10 protein-coding genes and 1 rRNA gene are annotated in these 16679 nt (G+C 51.7%); 8 read left to right on the top strand and 3 right to left on the bottom strand.

What is annotated here, in order from left to right; genetic code table 11:
* Positions 1-63 precede the first annotated feature (63 nt).
* Together H581_RS32585 and H581_RS0100050 are read right to left on the bottom strand one after the other, a co-directional pair.
* Positions 64-885: a class I SAM-dependent methyltransferase gene (locus H581_RS32585; RefSeq protein ID WP_051250351.1), complete on the bottom strand. Its 822-nt coding sequence runs from the start codon at positions 883-885 to the stop codon at positions 64-66.
* 283 nt (positions 886-1168) lie between these two features.
* Positions 1169-2779, bottom strand: a complete 1611-nt coding sequence (locus H581_RS0100050) for a nitrite/sulfite reductase (protein WP_028608209.1) — start codon at positions 2777-2779, stop codon at positions 1169-1171.
* Between the two features lie 283 nt (positions 2780-3062).
* Between H581_RS0100050 and H581_RS0100045 the strand changes: the two genes are divergently transcribed.
* Entirely contained in the window at positions 3063-3278 is a 216-nt protein-coding gene (locus tag H581_RS0100045; RefSeq protein WP_028608208.1) for a hypothetical protein, read from the top strand.
* Between the two features lie 130 nt (positions 3279-3408).
* Here H581_RS0100045 and H581_RS0100040 read toward each other — a convergent pair whose 3' ends face one another.
* Positions 3409-4377, bottom strand: coding sequence for a sugar phosphate isomerase/epimerase family protein (locus tag H581_RS0100040; RefSeq protein WP_028608207.1), 969 nt, complete (start codon positions 4375-4377; stop codon positions 3409-3411).
* Between the two features lie 309 nt (positions 4378-4686).
* Here H581_RS0100040 and H581_RS0100035 point away from each other — a divergent pair, with 309 nt between their 5' ends.
* The 7 genes from H581_RS0100035 to H581_RS0100005 all read left to right on the top strand — a co-directional run.
* Positions 4687-5802 (top strand): S1C family serine protease, encoded by a 1116-nt coding sequence (locus tag H581_RS0100035; protein WP_028608206.1) that lies wholly within the window; start codon positions 4687-4689, stop codon positions 5800-5802.
* Positions 5803-5856: 54 nt separating this feature from the next.
* A complete protein-coding gene (locus tag H581_RS0100030) occupies positions 5857-7776 on the top strand; it encodes a stalk domain-containing protein (protein ID WP_028608205.1) in 1920 nt (639 codons plus the stop codon).
* Between the two features lie 157 nt (positions 7777-7933).
* Positions 7934-10456, top strand: coding sequence for a U32 family peptidase (locus H581_RS0100025; RefSeq protein ID WP_028608204.1), 2523 nt, complete (start codon positions 7934-7936; stop codon positions 10454-10456).
* Positions 10457-10478: 22 nt separating this feature from the next.
* A complete protein-coding gene (gene pcrB, locus H581_RS0100020; RefSeq protein ID WP_028608203.1) occupies positions 10479-11201 on the top strand; it encodes a heptaprenylglyceryl phosphate synthase in 723 nt (240 codons plus the stop codon).
* Between the two features lie 380 nt (positions 11202-11581).
* Positions 11582-13978 carry a DNA helicase PcrA gene (gene pcrA, locus H581_RS0100015; RefSeq protein ID WP_211231428.1) on the top strand — a complete coding sequence of 799 codons (2397 nt, stop codon included), beginning with the start codon at positions 11582-11584 and terminating at the stop codon, positions 13976-13978.
* Between the two features lie 60 nt (positions 13979-14038).
* Entirely contained in the window at positions 14039-16030 is a 1992-nt protein-coding gene (gene ligA / locus H581_RS0100010; RefSeq protein WP_051250375.1) for an NAD-dependent DNA ligase LigA, read from the top strand.
* A gap of 342 nt (positions 16031-16372) precedes the next feature.
* Positions 16373-16679 (top strand): 16S ribosomal RNA (locus H581_RS0100005); the annotation flags it as partial.

Genomic DNA, 16679 nt, shown 5'->3' with positions numbered 1-16679 from the left:
ACCGCCTCTTATTAAGGCGGTGACTGAACTCGTTCCTCGTTAGTTGAACAAATGTCGGGGTTCTTATTTAGTTATTTCAATTTTCTCCAAAAAATTTGGATAGTAGTACCAGATGTACTCCAACCACGGTGGAGCCACATCGGTAAAATGCCCCCAACTTCCAGGCAGCGACTCAGGATCGTTACTTTTAATTTCAGACAAGTAAGCCAAAACAAACCCTTCTTTTATTAAACCATTCATAATTCGGCTTAATGTTTGCCTGTATTCTATGGGCTCTTGTATGTTATCCAAGGACTGAGACCGGTCATAAACCCACTCTTGATCGGGATAAGTGGTCCTATTTCCATCTTCGTAGGGAAGCTTTATTATGTAGCCATCCCCGTTCCAAGCATTATGTGTGAGTCCGAAGAAGAATGGATTCGCACACATTAAATGATAAAGCCCACCTACTTTGAGAATACGGGATACTTCATGAAATACGACTCGTGAATCTGGAACAAAAGTAAGGGAGTAAGGGTGCCAGATTATATCAAACGAATCGTTGTCGAAACAAGATAAATCACGCATATCGCCTTGAAATAAACTAACCTCAAGACCATAATGTTCCGCGCCAGCCTTATCACGTTGCAATTGGGACGGAGAAATATCAAATACGGATACAACGGCTCCCAACAATGCAAATGCAACCGACTGTTGTCCTCCGCCACTTGCCAAACAAAGAACTTTTTTTCCTGATAAATCACCAGCTACTCCTAACCGATCCAATCCTAAATAATCCCGGGCCGTCTCTTTATCCAGATCGGTCATTGGACGCGTGAATAAAGCATTTGCTTTAGCTAACGCTTCCCAACGGGCGTGATTATATAAATAGACCTCATCTTTCATACCCTTCACCACCCAATGAATATTAATACGAATTGTACCACGATAGCAACCAAATATTTGGTGGATTATTTTTTAAATCAATTACATTTAGCCTGCACGTTAGCGTAACAGGAATATGCTGCCCGTCGAAGTTTACTGTTCGTGTCCGTTACAGACAAAGCCATTTTTAAAAGAAAGTGGTTAATCTTTTGAATAATCGATAGGTTGAAAACATGCAAAAAAACCATCGATCAATCGGCAATATGCCAGACTGTCAATGGTTTTTCAGAATTTACAATTGTGTTTATCCTGCTAAAATTGCAGTAAGCTTTTCTTGGAATGCAGGCACGCCAACGCGATTGACGAAGGTATGGAAGCTTTCACCCGCACTGCGCTGCTCTTTATAGAATTCAATCAGCTGTTTCAATACGCTGCCGACATCTTCGCTTTTGACACGGCCCTTAAGCGCAGTATTGAATTTGGCATCCGGTCCGAGAATACCGCCAACAGCGATATCGTAAGCATCTACCATGCCTTCAGGCGTCTTCACCAGCGAGCCTTGAAGACCGATATCGGCAATATGCTTCTGGCCGCAAGCGTTCGGGCAGCCAATAAAGTGGATGCGGATTTTCTCATCCAGCTCGACGTTCTCATCCAGGTATTGGGCAACGACGCGGGCGTATTCCTTGGTCTCCACAATAGCCAGGTTGCAGAACTCATTTCCCGTGCAGGAAACCGTGCGGCTCATAAAGTTTTTAGGGTTCGGCGTCAGGCGTTCAAATACCGGAGCTTGAAGCGCTTCTTCGACCTTATCGTCCGGAATGCCGGCGATCAAAATGTTTTGCGACATCGTCGTGCGAATTTTGCCGTCTCCGAATTTCTCGGCAATGTCTGCAAGCTGTTCCAGCTCTTCCGAATTCGTACGGCCGACTGGAACGTTCAAACCGATATAATTCAAGCCTTCCTGCTTCTGAGGATGTACGCCGTCGAAGTAAGCCGCTTGCCAACCGACCGTTTTGTCTTCGCCGCGGGAAGGCATATCGCCGATAAGCTCGATCAGCTTTTCTTTGAATTTATCAGGGCCCCAGTCCGCAACCAAATACTTCAAACGAGCTTGATGACGCTTCTCGCGGTAGCCGTAATCGCGGAAAATCGTCGTTACGCCGATGGACACCTTTAATACCTCTTCCGGACGAACAAAAATATCGATTGGCTTCGCCAGGTGCGGCTTAGCGGACAAACCGCCGCCAACAAAAATATGGAATCCAATGACTTCTTTTCCATCAATCACTTTTGTAGCAGGGACGTATGCCAGGTCGTTAATTTCAGCGTTCGCGTTGTTATAGATATTGGCAGAGATGGACATTTTATATTTGCGGGGCAGATTCGAGAAATCGCGATTCATGAGATAGAACTTGTTCACTTCCTCGACAATCGCGGTCGTATCCATGAGTTCGTCCTTATCGATTCCTGCAAGCGGATTACCGACAATCGTTCTTGGGCAGTCGCCGCAAGCCTCGAAGCTGTATAGGCCAACTTGCTCGAGCCGGTTGAAAATATCCGGTAGGTCCTCAACCTTCAACCAGTGATATTGAATCGCCTGGCGCGTCGTAACGTCAATAAGATCGCGGCCGTAGTCGCGTCCGATCGAAGCGATCATGCGGGCTTGTTCGGTTGTCATAATGCCGCTGTTAATGCGAATCCGCATCATGAAATGGCCGTCGCGAGGCTTTTGCTCATAGACGCCAGCCCATTTGAATCGGTTCATGTCATCTTCCGGAATCGAAGAGTAGCCTTCTTTGGAATACTTCTCGATAATGGTTCGGATAACGTCGAGGCCGTCCTTATCCATTTTAACAAATTCGAATTTATTCAATTTGGAAGGGTCGTTCATCCAAATCGGTTCGTAAGCCATTTGTATATCCCCCTTGTGTGTGGCATTCATACCTTTAAAATCCGACGAACTTGGTATGAATATACTATGTTGATGGTATCATATTTTAGGTATAGCTACAATGGATGGGGGAAGTCTGGTCATAAGACTTTGTTATGCGATTCATTTGCTTTAATTATATTGAAGCAATTATCCGGAAATCGTGACAAAGTTGTTACGAATCCGGATTCAGACTTGCGCCGGCAGCAAGTTAAAGCTAACATAGAGTAAAATAGGTTACGTGCGAATAAAAGGAGGTCCCTTCATGTTTTTAGCAGAAGAAGCAGCTCAAGCGGCAAGTAAAATTAACACCTTCGATTGGTTCATGCTTGCGTTTACCGTATTGATTGCTATCGGTTTCGTTCGTCTGCTGAGTGCTCGTCCAAAGAAAAATCTGTTTGCGATCGGATTTACGTTTGTAGCACTCGCGTTATTTCTGTTGATCGATTTTATTATGATTACTCAGATTTGGTTAGCTTAAGCCATAGAATGGAAAAAGGAAAAGGTCTGCCGGACAAGTCCGGCAGACCTTTTCTTGTGCGCCACGGTACGTACGGTGGTGTGGGAGGTCGGCTACTCAACTAATGGGTAGCCTCTTACCCGATTAAAGCTTATACCCACCACATTTCGCCAAGCGGCTCGCGGATCAGAATTTGCTGCAGGTTTTGAACAGCCTTCGTAAAGCCCTCGTCTACCGACATCAGGCCGTCCTCGTGCTCGATACTGACAACATAATCGTAACCGACAAGGCGGAGCGCGCTAAGGATGTCTGCCCATGTTTTGAGGTCATGTCCATAGCCGACAGTACGGAACTGCCAAGCGCGGTCAAGCATGAGCGCGTATGATTGCATGTCTGTCACGCCGTGATGATTGACGTTAATCGGGTCGATCGTCGTATCCTTCGCATGGAAGTGATGAATAGCTCCCGCGCGTCCAAGAATATGTACAGCCTGTACAGGATCGATTCCTTGCCACCACATGTGGCTTGGATCGAGGTTAGCTCCGATTGCGCTGCCGGCCGCTTCGCGAAGGCGCAGCATGGTTGCCGGGCTGTGTACGGAGAATCCGCCGTGCAGCTCAAGGCCGATTTTTACCCCGCTTGCTTCTGCAAGCTTTCCGATCTCAGACCAATATGGAATAACTTTTGCTTCCCATTGCCATTTCAGAATATCCTGGTAATCGTTCGGCCAAGGAGCAACCGGCCAGTTCGGATATTTGGCATCCTCATGATCGCCCGGGCAGCCGGAGAAAGTGTTCACCACAGAGATTTCAAGACGGTTGGCAAGCTCAATTGTTTTGCGGATTACAGCGTCATGTTCCGAAGAAATCGCCTTCTGCGGGTGAAGCGGATTCGCATGGCAGCTCAGTGCGCTGATCATAAGACCGCGCGATTCTACCGCCTGCTTAAACGCTTTCAGCTTTGCCTCGTCTGCAAGCAAGCCGTCAAGATCGCAATGCGCATTTCCCGGATAGCCGCCAGTTCCGATTTCGATCGCTTCAAGTCCCTTGGAGGCAATATAGTCGAGCGCTTCCTCGAACGGCTTTTGTGCAAAAAGAACGCTAAATACTCCTAATTTCATGTATAATCTTACCTCCTAAATCCACCAAATGGATTGTTTTAGCAGTCTCTCCTAGTATACCACTTCCGCTTGCAGAACACATAATCGAAACGACATTTGACAAAATCGCATAATAACAAAACAAAACTAGCATACAGCGGGATGGGGGTCGATTGTCATCGTTCTTTTTTCCTATAAATCTTGTAAATTTCCGTTGTAAGGATTGGCAATATATTCTATACTACTAATTACCTGTAATTTCATATAGCTGTATGAAACGGCAGCTTCGTGCGGCATGCTGCACGGTATAGAGATAAGGAGAGTGACTTCATGAAACGCAGTATGCTTCGCATATGCAGCTTCATCGTCCTTGGGGCGCTTGCTGCTGCGGGAACGGCATGGGCTGCAGGAGCCGGTATGACCGCGCCGTACGCCTTGAATGCCACAAAAATTAACGGCGAAGTATATGTCAAAGCAAGCTCGTTAACGGCGGCGCTTGGCGGAACCGGTACTTTTGATTCAAAGACAAACACCTATGCGTACACGCCGGCAGACATCCCGTCAGTCATTAAGAAGGTTTCGCCTTCCGTTGTAGCCATAATAGGCAAGCCGGAGGATGTCGGTTCGGCGGATCCGCGATATGCTCTCGCTCATGGGACCGGAGTCATCATCCGCTCAGACGGCTGGATCGTAACGAACGCGCATGTCGTGGAGGCTATGACGAATTTGGTCGTTGTTACCGCCGACGGCAAGCAATTCGATGCGGTGCGTACGCATTACGATGAAGCAAGCGACCTGGCGCTGGTCAAGATAAAAGCTTCGAAACTCCCGATTGCCAAATTCGCGGCAGCGCCGTTAAAGGTGCAGGTAGGCGAAACGGTTATCGCCATCGGTACGCCGGTATCGTTCTCGCTTCGCAACACAGCGACAAGCGGCATCGTCAGCGGCATGAACCGCAGCGTTTCATCGGCTTATAATCTGCTGCAAACCGATGCGGCGATTAATCCGGGCAACAGCGGCGGACCTCTCGTCAACATGAAAGGCGAGGTCATCGGCGTTAATTCCCAGAAATTCGTAGAAGTCGGGGTGGACAATCTCGGGTTTTCCATTCCTTCGGATACCGTGCAATACGTTACGAATCATTTTTTCAAATACGGATTTGTCAAACGCGCCTCGCTCGGTATCGGGCTGGAGGAAAGCTGGTCGGCCGTTATCGGCATTCCGTCATCGGATCCGCTTACGGTAAAGACCGTTACGTCAGATTCGGCGAAGAAGGCCGGGATCCAGAGCGGCGATCAGCTATATAAAGTAGCGGGCAAGCAAGTGTCGACGATTGTCGAGCTCAACGAGCTTCTGAAGAGTTATTTGCCGGGGCAGCAAGTGGAGGTCATGCTACAAATCGATGGCGATCTGGTCACGCGCAAGCTGACGTTGTCAGAAGAATAATCCATACCGTAATTATCATCATTTGCAATCATTCAACTTAAAGGGAGCCATAATATGTCGAACTATAATAACTTGTTTAAAAAAATGATCACCCTGCTGCTGCCGGCATTGCTGATCTTGTCAATGATGCCGATTGCCGTATTCGCCTCCGGTACTGCGGAGAAGGTGGAAATTCGTTTAAAAGCGGGAAGCCCGACGGTTAAAATTAACGGTACGGCATCAACAGTCATAGCGCCGTTTGTAACGGCCGGAACAACGATGGTTCCGCTTAAGGTCATTACAAACGCTTTTGGCGCAGGACTTAAGCTGGAGAACGGCAACATCATTACGTTGACATACAACGATCGTAAAGTCGTTTTAACATTCGGAAGCAAGTCGGTTAAAGTAAACGGAGCGGTGAAGACGGTTGCGGTGGCTCCCGTTGTCTTAAAGGGCTCCACCATGGTTCCGCTTCGCGTCATCGTTGAAGCATTCGGTGCGGCTATTACAGTTGACCAAGCAACCAAAGAAACGGTTATTACCGGCTCTCGCGCACAATTGTCAGATGCCGGCGGAACGTCGATCGACGCCGATTTCAATAAGACGAAGGTCGGCGACAGCTACTACGGATGGTCGATGAACTACCCGGCAGGTCTCGTGCAAGTGATGCAAAGCGACAGCGGCGACTATGTGAAATGGGCGGATGCGAAGGAAGCGGCTCAAGTCATCGTCATTACCGAGCATACGGGCGACAGTGAGCTGACAAGCGAGGAACAGCGCGATATGCTTAACGGTTATTTTGAAGGCGATGAATATACGGTTGATGAACGGACGATTTCGGTCGGCGGCTTAAGCTTCGAGAAGCTGGTAACTTATACCAAGCAAGATAAAACGCATTATGAGTATCGGGGAATCCAGCAAGGCGAAAATTTCTATATCGTTATCGTCGGCGCACAAGGCGCGGATAAGTCGGTGTTGAAAAATTATGACGTATTGCTGAACAGTTTCAAGCCTTCGTTTAACGCCACGGATAAAGCGGTTAAAGATATCACAAAGGTAGTAAACGGGGTTATTACCTTTAAAGACGTTGATTTTGGCTTAACGGTTAAGCTGCCGACCGGTTGGTACAATGATAATAAGAGCGCGAAGCCGGCTTATTACAGTGAAAATGAATCCTTGTACTTTTCGTTATCATCAGCGGTTGAAGGCGATACGTTAGAGAAATGGGCTGCCCGCAGGGAAGCGGACATTCGCGACGATTTTGCGAGCAATTATGTGCGGGGCATTACGACGTCGCCATTAAAGCTTCAAGATGGGAATGCGCTTGTTTTAAGCTATGAATATACGTATGACTTGAAAAATTGGATAAAAGGCAACGAGGTTTTGCTAATAGCCGGCAATTACCGCTATTCCATCGATTTTTATTACGATCTCTTTAACGGTTCGAAGGGCAATGAAATTTATAATAGCGCAATGGCGTCTCTGGATATCGATACGGCTTACATCGAGAAAAACTTTGATCAGGTAGAGAACGATTATGATTTTGTAGACCGCAGCAAAAAAGTAACGAAACGCAGCTCAATGTACGGCTATTCGATTGAAATTCCGGCCTACTGGTACGGCGTGCAAAATAATTTCAACGAGGATGAAGTGTACTATTCCTTCTCCGGCGGCGAAATGACGATCTATGCGGCGGAAGGTAATGCTTCATCTATTCTGGCAGATATCACGGCATATACGAGAAGTGCCGAAGCCGCGGAAGTAGGAACGACTCTTAAAGAGTCAACTATGATACAGGTAAATGGCAAGATGGTGTATAAATTTGTAGGTCATACGGCTGAGCCGGATGAAGGCATGCCCTATTCCGAGATTTTCTACATCGCCGACACGGCCAACGGACCATTAGTCTATTACTTCGTGCTCTATGACGCAAATGCAACGCCAAGTAATGTACAGCGCATCAACGATACCGTCCAATCCATTCGTTTTAACTAAAGCTATTCATACCGGTGTCCCTTTGACGGGAGCCGGTATTTTTTTTGTGCGATTGCCGGCAGCAATGTGTGGTGGATTAGCGGGTCGCGGTTTGATACACTGGTAAGAACAGCGGCGTGAGCCGTTTACGCTTGGAATGAAAGGAATTAACCAATAAATGAAAACAACATTAAATAGATCGGATATCGAGCTGCTGGCTCCGGCCGGCGATTGGGATTGCATGCGGGCAGCCGTAGCGAACGGGGCCGACGCGATATTTTTCGGCGTTGAGAAGTTCAATGCCCGCGCCCGCGCGAACAACTTCCGCAGCGAGGAGCTGCCGGAAATTATGGCGTTTCTTCATACGTATGGCGTAAAAGGCTTCCTGACGTTTAACATTCTCGTATTCGAGGACGAGCTGCGGGATGCGCAGAAGCTGATTGAAATGTGTATCGATGCCGGGGTTGATGCGGTGATCGTGCAGGATTTGGGTCTTGTCAAGCTGATTCGCGAGCTTTCGCCGGACTTCCCGATTCACGGTTCGACCCAGATGACAATAACGTCGCCTGAAGCTGTTGAGTTCACGAAGCCGTTCGGGCTGGAGCGGGTTGTGCTCGGGCGCGAAAATAATTTGAAGCAAATTCGCACGATCGGCGAGCAGGCGAAGCTGCCGATGGAAGTATTCGTGCACGGCGCGCTGTGCGTATCGTATTCCGGACAATGCCTCACCTCGGAAATGTGGGGAGGGCGTTCCGCGAACCGCGGCGAATGCGCGCAGGCTTGCCGGCTGCCGTATGATCTGATGGTCGACGGCGAGGTGAAGCCGATGGGAGACATCGCGTATTTGCTGTCGCCGAAGGATTTGGCGGCGATCGATATCGTGCCGGAGCTCATCGAAGCGGGCGTCACGTCGTTTAAAATTGAAGGACGCCTCAAGAGTCCGGAATATGTCGCGAATGTCGTGAGCAAGTATCGGCGCGCGATCGATAAATATTTCGAAGGCGACCTGTCGAAGCCGTCGGTCGAAGACGTGCGTGAGCTGCAGCAGAGCTTCTCGCGCGGCTTCACGCACGGTTTCCTGCAGGGAACGAACAACAAGGAGCTTGTAGAGGGGACGTTCCCTAAGAGCCGGGGGGTATACCTCGGCCGGGTAGAACGCATTATGCGCGATGCGGTTACGCTGCGGATCGAAGCGCCGCTGAAGCGCGGCGACGGCATCGTGTTCGACGCGGGCGATCCGACGAAGAAGGAAGAGGGCGGACGCGTTTACGATATTCGCCGTCAAGGCGTGAAGATCGAAGGCGAAGCGCAGGAAGGCACGTTGATTGAGCTCGTAGCCGGCCGCAACGATGTGGACTTGCGCAAGGTTCATGTCGGCGACCGCGTATGGAAGACCAGCGATCCGGCGCTGGATAAACGCCTGAGAGCGACGTTCGAAACGGAAAAGCCGTATCGCGTATTTCCGCTTCATGTCCGGGTAACCGGCGCGCTTGGCCAGCCGATGCGCACCTGGTGGACGGACGTTCAGAAGGGGACGACCGTCGAGGTGGCTTCCGAGCTGCCGCTCGAGCAGGCGCAGAAGCGTCCGATGGATGCCGCGCTGATTGAGGATCAACTGGGCCGGCTTGGCGGAACGGTTTATCAGCTGGAACAGCTGGAGGTTGACCTGCAGGGCGATTTAATCGTGCCGATCCGTGAGCTTAACCGGCTTCGCCGCGAAGCGGTTGAACAGCTCGCTGGCGAGCGTCCGAAGCCTCCGCTGTATGTGAAGAATACGGTTGCCGATGCCGTCGAAAGCGATAAAGCGCCTAAGGATATTTTGGCGCCCCGCAGCGGCAAAGATGCCAATCTGATCGCGCTTTGCCGCAGTCTGGAGCAGGTCGAGGCAGCGGTGAAGACCGACGTGTCTTACGTATATGCCGACTTTGAATTCATTAAGCAATTTCCGGCGGCCGTGGCTGCCGCGCGCGAAGCGGGCAAGCCGATCGCGCTGGCGACGCCGCGCATTCACATGCCGGGAGAGAACGGCTACCACGCGAATATATTGAAGCTGCAGCCGGATGCGGTTCTTGTACGCAACACGGGTGCGCTTTACTACTATTTACGGGCTCGCGCGGCCAATCCGAATAAGCCGTTCCCTAAGCTGATCGGCGATTTCTCGCTCAATGTGGCGAACCATAAAGCGGTCAACCTGTTTACCGAGGTCGGACTGGATTTGATTACGCCGTCGTACGATCTTAATATTCAGCAAATGGTCGATCTGCTTGAAAGCTCGGACACCTCGATGCTGGAAGTCGTTATCCATCAGCATCTGCCGATGTTCCATACGGAGCACTGCGTCTACTGCACCTTCATGAGCGAAGGGACGGACTTTACGAACTGCGGACGGCCGTGCGAGGAGCAGCGCGCTTCGCTGCAGGACCGGATCGGCATGGCGCACCCGGTGCGCGTCGATGAAGGCTGCCGCAATACGGTATACAATGCGATTGAACAATCGGGAGCGGAATACATCCGCAATTTCGTCGGACTCGGCGTATCGAACTTCCGCGTCGAATTTTTGGAGGAAACGCCGGAGAAGGTGCTCGAGGTGCTGTCGCTTTACCGCGACGCGCTCGACGGCCGCATCAGCGGCACCCAGGTTTGGAGAAGCCTGAAGGCGATCAATCAGCTGGGCGTTACCCGCGGTCAGCTGGTTAAATAATTATAGCGAGGCAGGACTTTTCATGAATGATGCGTGGTTTTCCGGCTGGAGGCATGTGTTTAAGCTTGATCCCGACCGGGATCTGTCCGACGAAGCGCTGGATGCGGTATGCATGTCCGGCACAGATGCGATTATCGTCGGAGGCTCCAGCGGAGTTACGTTTGAGAAAATTGTCGACCTCATGGCGCGCATCCGCAGGTATGCGGTAGACTGCGTGCTTGAGGTGTCTACCCTGGAAGGTGCCGTTCCAGGCTTTGACGGTTATTTCGTCCCTCTGGTTCTGAATACGAATCGGGCGGAATGGATTAACGGGCGCCAGACGGAGGGGTTGAAGGAGTATGGCTCCTTTGTTCCTTGGGAGGAGACTGCGGCACAAGGCTATATTATTTTGAATGAAGAAGCGACGGCAGCTAAGCTGACGGGAGCACTGACGGCGATCAGCGAGGCTGACCTTATTGCGCATGTGCAGATGGCGGACCGGCTCATGCGTCTGCCGGTCATCTATTTGGAGTACAGCGGACGGTTCGGCGACATGCGGCTGGTGAAGCGGGCGCGGGCAGCGGCTGTTCAGGCTCGGGTGTTTTACGGCGGCGGCATCGATGATGCGGACAAAGCCCGTCAAGCGGCTGAAGCGGCGCATACCGTCGTTGTCGGCAACATTATTTACAGCGATTTACAGGCTGCGTTGTCCACCGTTTCGGCTGTTCGGGAGACAGCTGGAAGCGGGATGACAGCAAGAGAATAAGGTAGCGGGCTGCGATTATGCCGAGAGAAGAACAGCCTCATTTCGCATTTTTTCACATAGGCAAAAAAATCTTCTATCCTCGGCGCAGGCGCGAAGCCTTCAACGAAGATTAGGCCGATATATGTTCAAATCAAATAAACAGCCACCGCTCTGGAAATGGAACGGTGGTATTTTTTCAATTCTAGGATTTTATAAGCTTTACACTTATATGTGCTCGGAATTTTCCGCGAAACGGTTTGGGTCCTCTGACAAGGACACGGACAGGCGTTTCGGCTTGGCGCAACTTTTGCGGCATTTTTTTCGTGCTGCAAATTGACACGGGAGAGGCCGTTGTCTACACTGGGAAGAGGCGAACAAATGCGAACAAAGGAGCCGAAAGCATGTTGAATCATATAGGCATCGAGCAAGCGGTGCAAAAGCTCAATCCGCCGCAGCGGGAGGCCGTTCTTGCGACTGACGGCCCGCTGCTTATCATGGCGGGAGCGGGCAGCGGCAAGACGCGCGTATTGACGCATCGAATCGCTTACTTAATAGAGAAGAAGCGTGTGGCGCCATGGAGTGTTTTGGCCATCACCTTTACGAATAAAGCGTCAAGAGAAATGCAGGACCGGGTAAGCGCGCTGGTCGGCCCGTCGGGACGCGACATTTGGGTATCGACCTTTCACTCGATGTGCGTGCGCATCCTCCGCAGAGATATCGACCGGATCGGCTTCACGTCGAGTTTTTCCATTTTGGATTCATCCGACCAGCTTTCCGTTATCCGAAATTGCATGAAGGATATGAACATCGATACGAAGAAATTCGAGCCGAAGGCGGTGCAGGCCGCCATCAGCGGAGCGAAGAATGAGCTGATCTCGCCGGAGATGTACGGGCAGAAGGCCGGGGATTATTTTCAAGGCATCGTGGCCCAAGTGTTCGAGAAATACCAGAAGCGGCTGCGCAGCAATAATTCGCTCGATTTCGACGATCTGATCATGATAACGATTCAATTGTTTAAAGACGTTCCCGAGGTGCTTGATTTTTATCAAAATAAATTCCGCTACATCCATGTCGACGAGTACCAGGATACGAACCGGGCGCAGTATATGCTGACGCGAATGCTTGCGGATAAGCATCATAACATATGCGTGGTAGGCGACAGCGACCAGTCGATTTACCGTTGGCGCGGCGCGGACATTACGAACATTCTGAATTTTGAGAGCGACTACCCTGAAGCGCGGACGATTATGCTGGAGCAGAATTACCGTTCGACGGCGAATATTCTCGATGCGGCGAATGCGGTCATTAAGCTGAACACGGGACGTAAGCCGAAGAAGCTGTGGACCGACCAGGGCGCCGGAGACCTCATTTCGTTGTACCAAGCCGATACGGAGCATGACGAAGGATATTTCGTGACGGGCGAGATTCGCAAAAATGTAAACAGCCATTATAAATTCGCCGATCATGCGATTTTGTACCGGACGAATGCACAATCGCGGGTGATAGAGGAAATACTGATCAAATCGGATATTCCCTACCAGATTGTCGGCGGCATTAAGTTCTATGACCGCAAAGAAATCAAGGACCTGCTCGGCTATCTGAAGCTTGTCTCCAATCCGGACGACGACATCAGCCTGCAGCGTATTATTAATGTGCCGAAGCGGGGCATCGGGGATACGACCGTCGGGAAGCTGGCAGAGGAGGCGGCGCGGCGCGGTACTTCGATCTATCGGGTGCTGAATGACCTCCAGGGCGTCGAGGTGAACGGAAGGACGAGAACGCTGCTTCGCGAATTTTATGAAATTATCGACAATTTGACGCGAATGGTGGAATACTTGTCGGTAACGGAGCTCACCGAGAAGGTGCTGGAACTGTCCCAGTATCGTCTGGAGCTGCAGCAGGAGAATACGCTGGAGTCGAAGGCCCGCCTTGAAAATATCGAAGAGTTTCTCTCCGTGACGATGGATTTCGAGAAACGCAATGAAGACCGGACGCTTGTCGCTTTCCTGACGGATTTGGCCTTGATTGCCGATATCGACACGCTGAATAAGGAAGAAGAGGAAGCGGAGAAAAGCAAGGACGCGGTCGTGCTGATGACGATGCACAGCGCCAAAGGCCTCGAATTCCCGGTCGTATTTATTATCGGCATGGAGGAAAGCGTATTTCCGCACAGCCGGGCGCTCGCCGACAACGAGGAGCTTGAGGAGGAGCGCCGCCTCGCGTATGTGGGCATCACCCGCGCGGAGAAGCGGCTCTACCTGACCTGCGCGAGAATGCGGACGCTGTTCGGCAGGACCGGCAGCAATGCTCCTTCGCGCTTCCTGCAGGAAATTCCGGAAAGCGTGCGGGAATCCGCCTCTTCCGGAGGAAGCTTCTCCCGCGGAGGCGCGCGTCTGGGCGCCGCCGCGGGCAGCATCAGCGGCGGCGCGGCTGCGCATAGCGCCGCCGGCCGCGGGGTTGCCGGGCGCGCGCCAGCCTACGGCGCGCCCGGCGCAGGGGGCCGTTCCCCGGGTATCGGGGGAACGGCCCCGGCCGCGATGGGCGGCCGGGGCGGCGTGCGGGTAAGCACGCCGCTGCAGGATGCCGCTCGGGCGGCCCAGGGCAGCGGCGCGGCGGGCGATAACGCGTCGCCGCGTGATTTTGCCGCTGGCGATCGCGTCGCGCACGGCAAATGGGGGGAAGGCGTCGTTGTTTCCGTCAAGGGGACGGGCAACGATATGGAGCTTCAAATCGCTTTCCCCGCGCCGACCGGCATCAAGCGACTGCTAGCAAGCTTCGCTCCAATAACGAAGCTGTAAGGTTTGCCATTTTTGGACGATTAGAAGGAGGAGCCTCCCGTGAACGCTCAGTTAGAGAGAATGCAGCAGCTTGCTGCGATCATTACAGAGCATAATTATCAATATTACACGTTGGATCAGCCGACCGTAGACGACGCGGATTACGATAAATTCTATGATGAACTTGTCGCGCTCGAGGCTGCAACAGGCGTTATTCTGCCTGGGTCGCCGACGCAGCGGGTTGGAGGCGAACTTCTAAAGGGGTTTGAGCCCTACAAGCATCGCGCCAGGCTGTGGAGCCTGGACAAAGCGCAGGACGCAGAGGATTTGCTTGCGTGGAATACCCGATTGCTCAGAGCGATTAACGATTATAATACGAAGCATCCGGATGAAGAGCCTTTGCCGCAGCCATCCTATGTCGTAGAGCTTAAGTTCGACGGGTTGACGCTTAACCTGACATACGAGGACGGCGAACTGGTTCAAGCGGCGACTCGCGGCAATGGCGTCGTGGGCGAAGGCATATTGCAGCAGGTGCGCACGATCCGTTCGGTGCCGCTTACGATTCCGTTCACGGACGGCATTATCGAAGTGCAGGGCGAGGGCATCATGCAGCTGTCGGTGCTGGCCAAATATAATGAAACTGCCGCGGAGCCGCTCAAAAACGCACGCAACGCGGCGGCAGGCGCCCTCCGCAACCTGAATCCGAAGACGACGGCGGAACGGAAGCTGAATGCCTTCTTCTATAATATTGGCTATGCGGACGGCGTATCTTTTGCGGATCACCGTGAGATGCAGCAGTTTTTGAAAGACAACCGTTTTAAAGTGAACCCTTATGTCAGTTATATGAATACGATTGAAGAGGTCCAGGCTGAACTGGCGCTCGTGACGGAGCGGCGGGGGGAGCTTGATTTCCTCATTGATGGTGCGGTCATTAAGGTTGTGGACATGCGGACGCGCGAAGCGCTTGGCTATACCGACAAGTTTCCGCGCTGGGCGGTCGCTTTCAAGTTCGAAGCCGAGGAAACGACGACGGTGCTGGAATCGGTATCGTGGGAGGTAGGCCGCACGGGCAAAATAACGCCGGTAGCAAGGGTTGAAGCCGTTGAGCTTGCAGGTGTCACGGTACAGAATTGCACGCTTAATAATATAGGCGACATCGAACGCAAAAATTTAAAGCACGCGCTTGGTACGCTGGTCGCCATTCGCCGTTCGAATGACGTCATTCCGGAAATTTTGGGCAAGGCGGATGAGGAGCCGGGCGGAGAAATCGTTTTTCCTGTCGAGTGCCCGTCATGCGGGACGGCGCTGGAGCAGCGCGGTGCGCATTTGTTCTGTAACAACAGGCTAGGCTGCCAGCCGCAAATTATCGGCCGGATTACGCATTTCGCCTCGCGCGATGCGATGGATATCGACACGTTCAGCATTGCAACCGCCGAGCAGTTATATAAGGATTGCGAGGTTCGGGATCCTGCCGATCTCTATGCGTTGACTTACGACGATCTGATCAAGCTGGAGCGGTTTGGCGAGAAAAAGGCGCGTAAGCTGCTTGACGCATTCGAGAAGTCCAAGGACCGCGAGCTGGCTTCATTTCTATTCGCGTTAGGGATTCCGAACACGGGCAAAGCAACCACCAAGATGCTGGCCGATCATTTCGGCAGCCTGGATGCGGTCATGGAAGCGGGAGTAGAGGAGCTTATCGCCCTGCCGGATGTCGGAGGGATCGTAGCCGAGAGCATCGTCAATTATTTTAACGACCCGATTGCCTCCGCAAGCATAGCGCGCATGCGCGAGCTTGGCGTCAAGGCCGAGGCCGAGCAGCAGACCGTTGTAAGACAGGACAGCGTATTTAGCGGCAAGACGGTCGTGCTGACGGGCACGCTGCCTACGATGTCCAGAGATGAGGCTGCCAAAAAGCTGGAAGCCTGCGGCGCGAAGATTTCCGGCAGCGTATCCAAGAAAACCGATTTTGTCATTGCGGGCGAAAGCGCCGGCAGCAAGCTGACAAAAGCGCAAGACCTGGGTATAACGATTATCGATGACGAAGCCGAGCTGCTGCGTTTATTGGGTGAATAAGGGCATGGGCGGTTGACGGATTTGGGATAGGGCGTTTGGGCTGTATGCTGCTCAGGCGCCTTCTTCTATGTTGTTATAATATCCATTTATTTCAACTTGCAATGTTTTTTCGCAAATGATATATTATTTCTTGTCGCTTCTGAGACACACTTCGACAACGACAACAGAATGAATCATTTATACATGAATTAATCTGTTGACAACATCGAGTGAGGGTGATAATATATTTACTTGTCACGACAAAATGTGACAGCAAGTTCTTTGAAAACTGAACAAATGGATCACGTCAAAATCCGACAATGTTTTAAAATAGCTAGTGAAGTAATGAGTCATCAACTAACCAATTTGGAGAGTTTGATCCTGGCTCAGGACGAACGCTGGCGGCGTGCCTAATACATGCAAGTCGAGCGGAGTTATTCCTTCGGGAGTGACTTAGCGGCGGACGGGTGAGTAACACGTAGGTAACCTGCCTGTAAGACCGGGATAACATTCGGAAACGAATGCTAATACCGGATACGCAATCTGGTCGCATGACCGGATTGGGAAAGACGGAGCAATCTGTCGCTTATAGATGGACCTGCGGCGCATTAGCTAGTTGGTGAGGTAACGGCTCACCAAGGCGACGATGCGTAGCCGACCTGAGAGGGTG

This window comes from Paenibacillus harenae DSM 16969, assembly GCF_000422465.1.
GTDB classification, from domain to species: Bacteria; Bacillota; Bacilli; order Paenibacillales; family Paenibacillaceae; genus Pristimantibacillus; species Pristimantibacillus harenae.
This window is presented reverse-complemented; position numbering and strand designations above follow the sequence as displayed.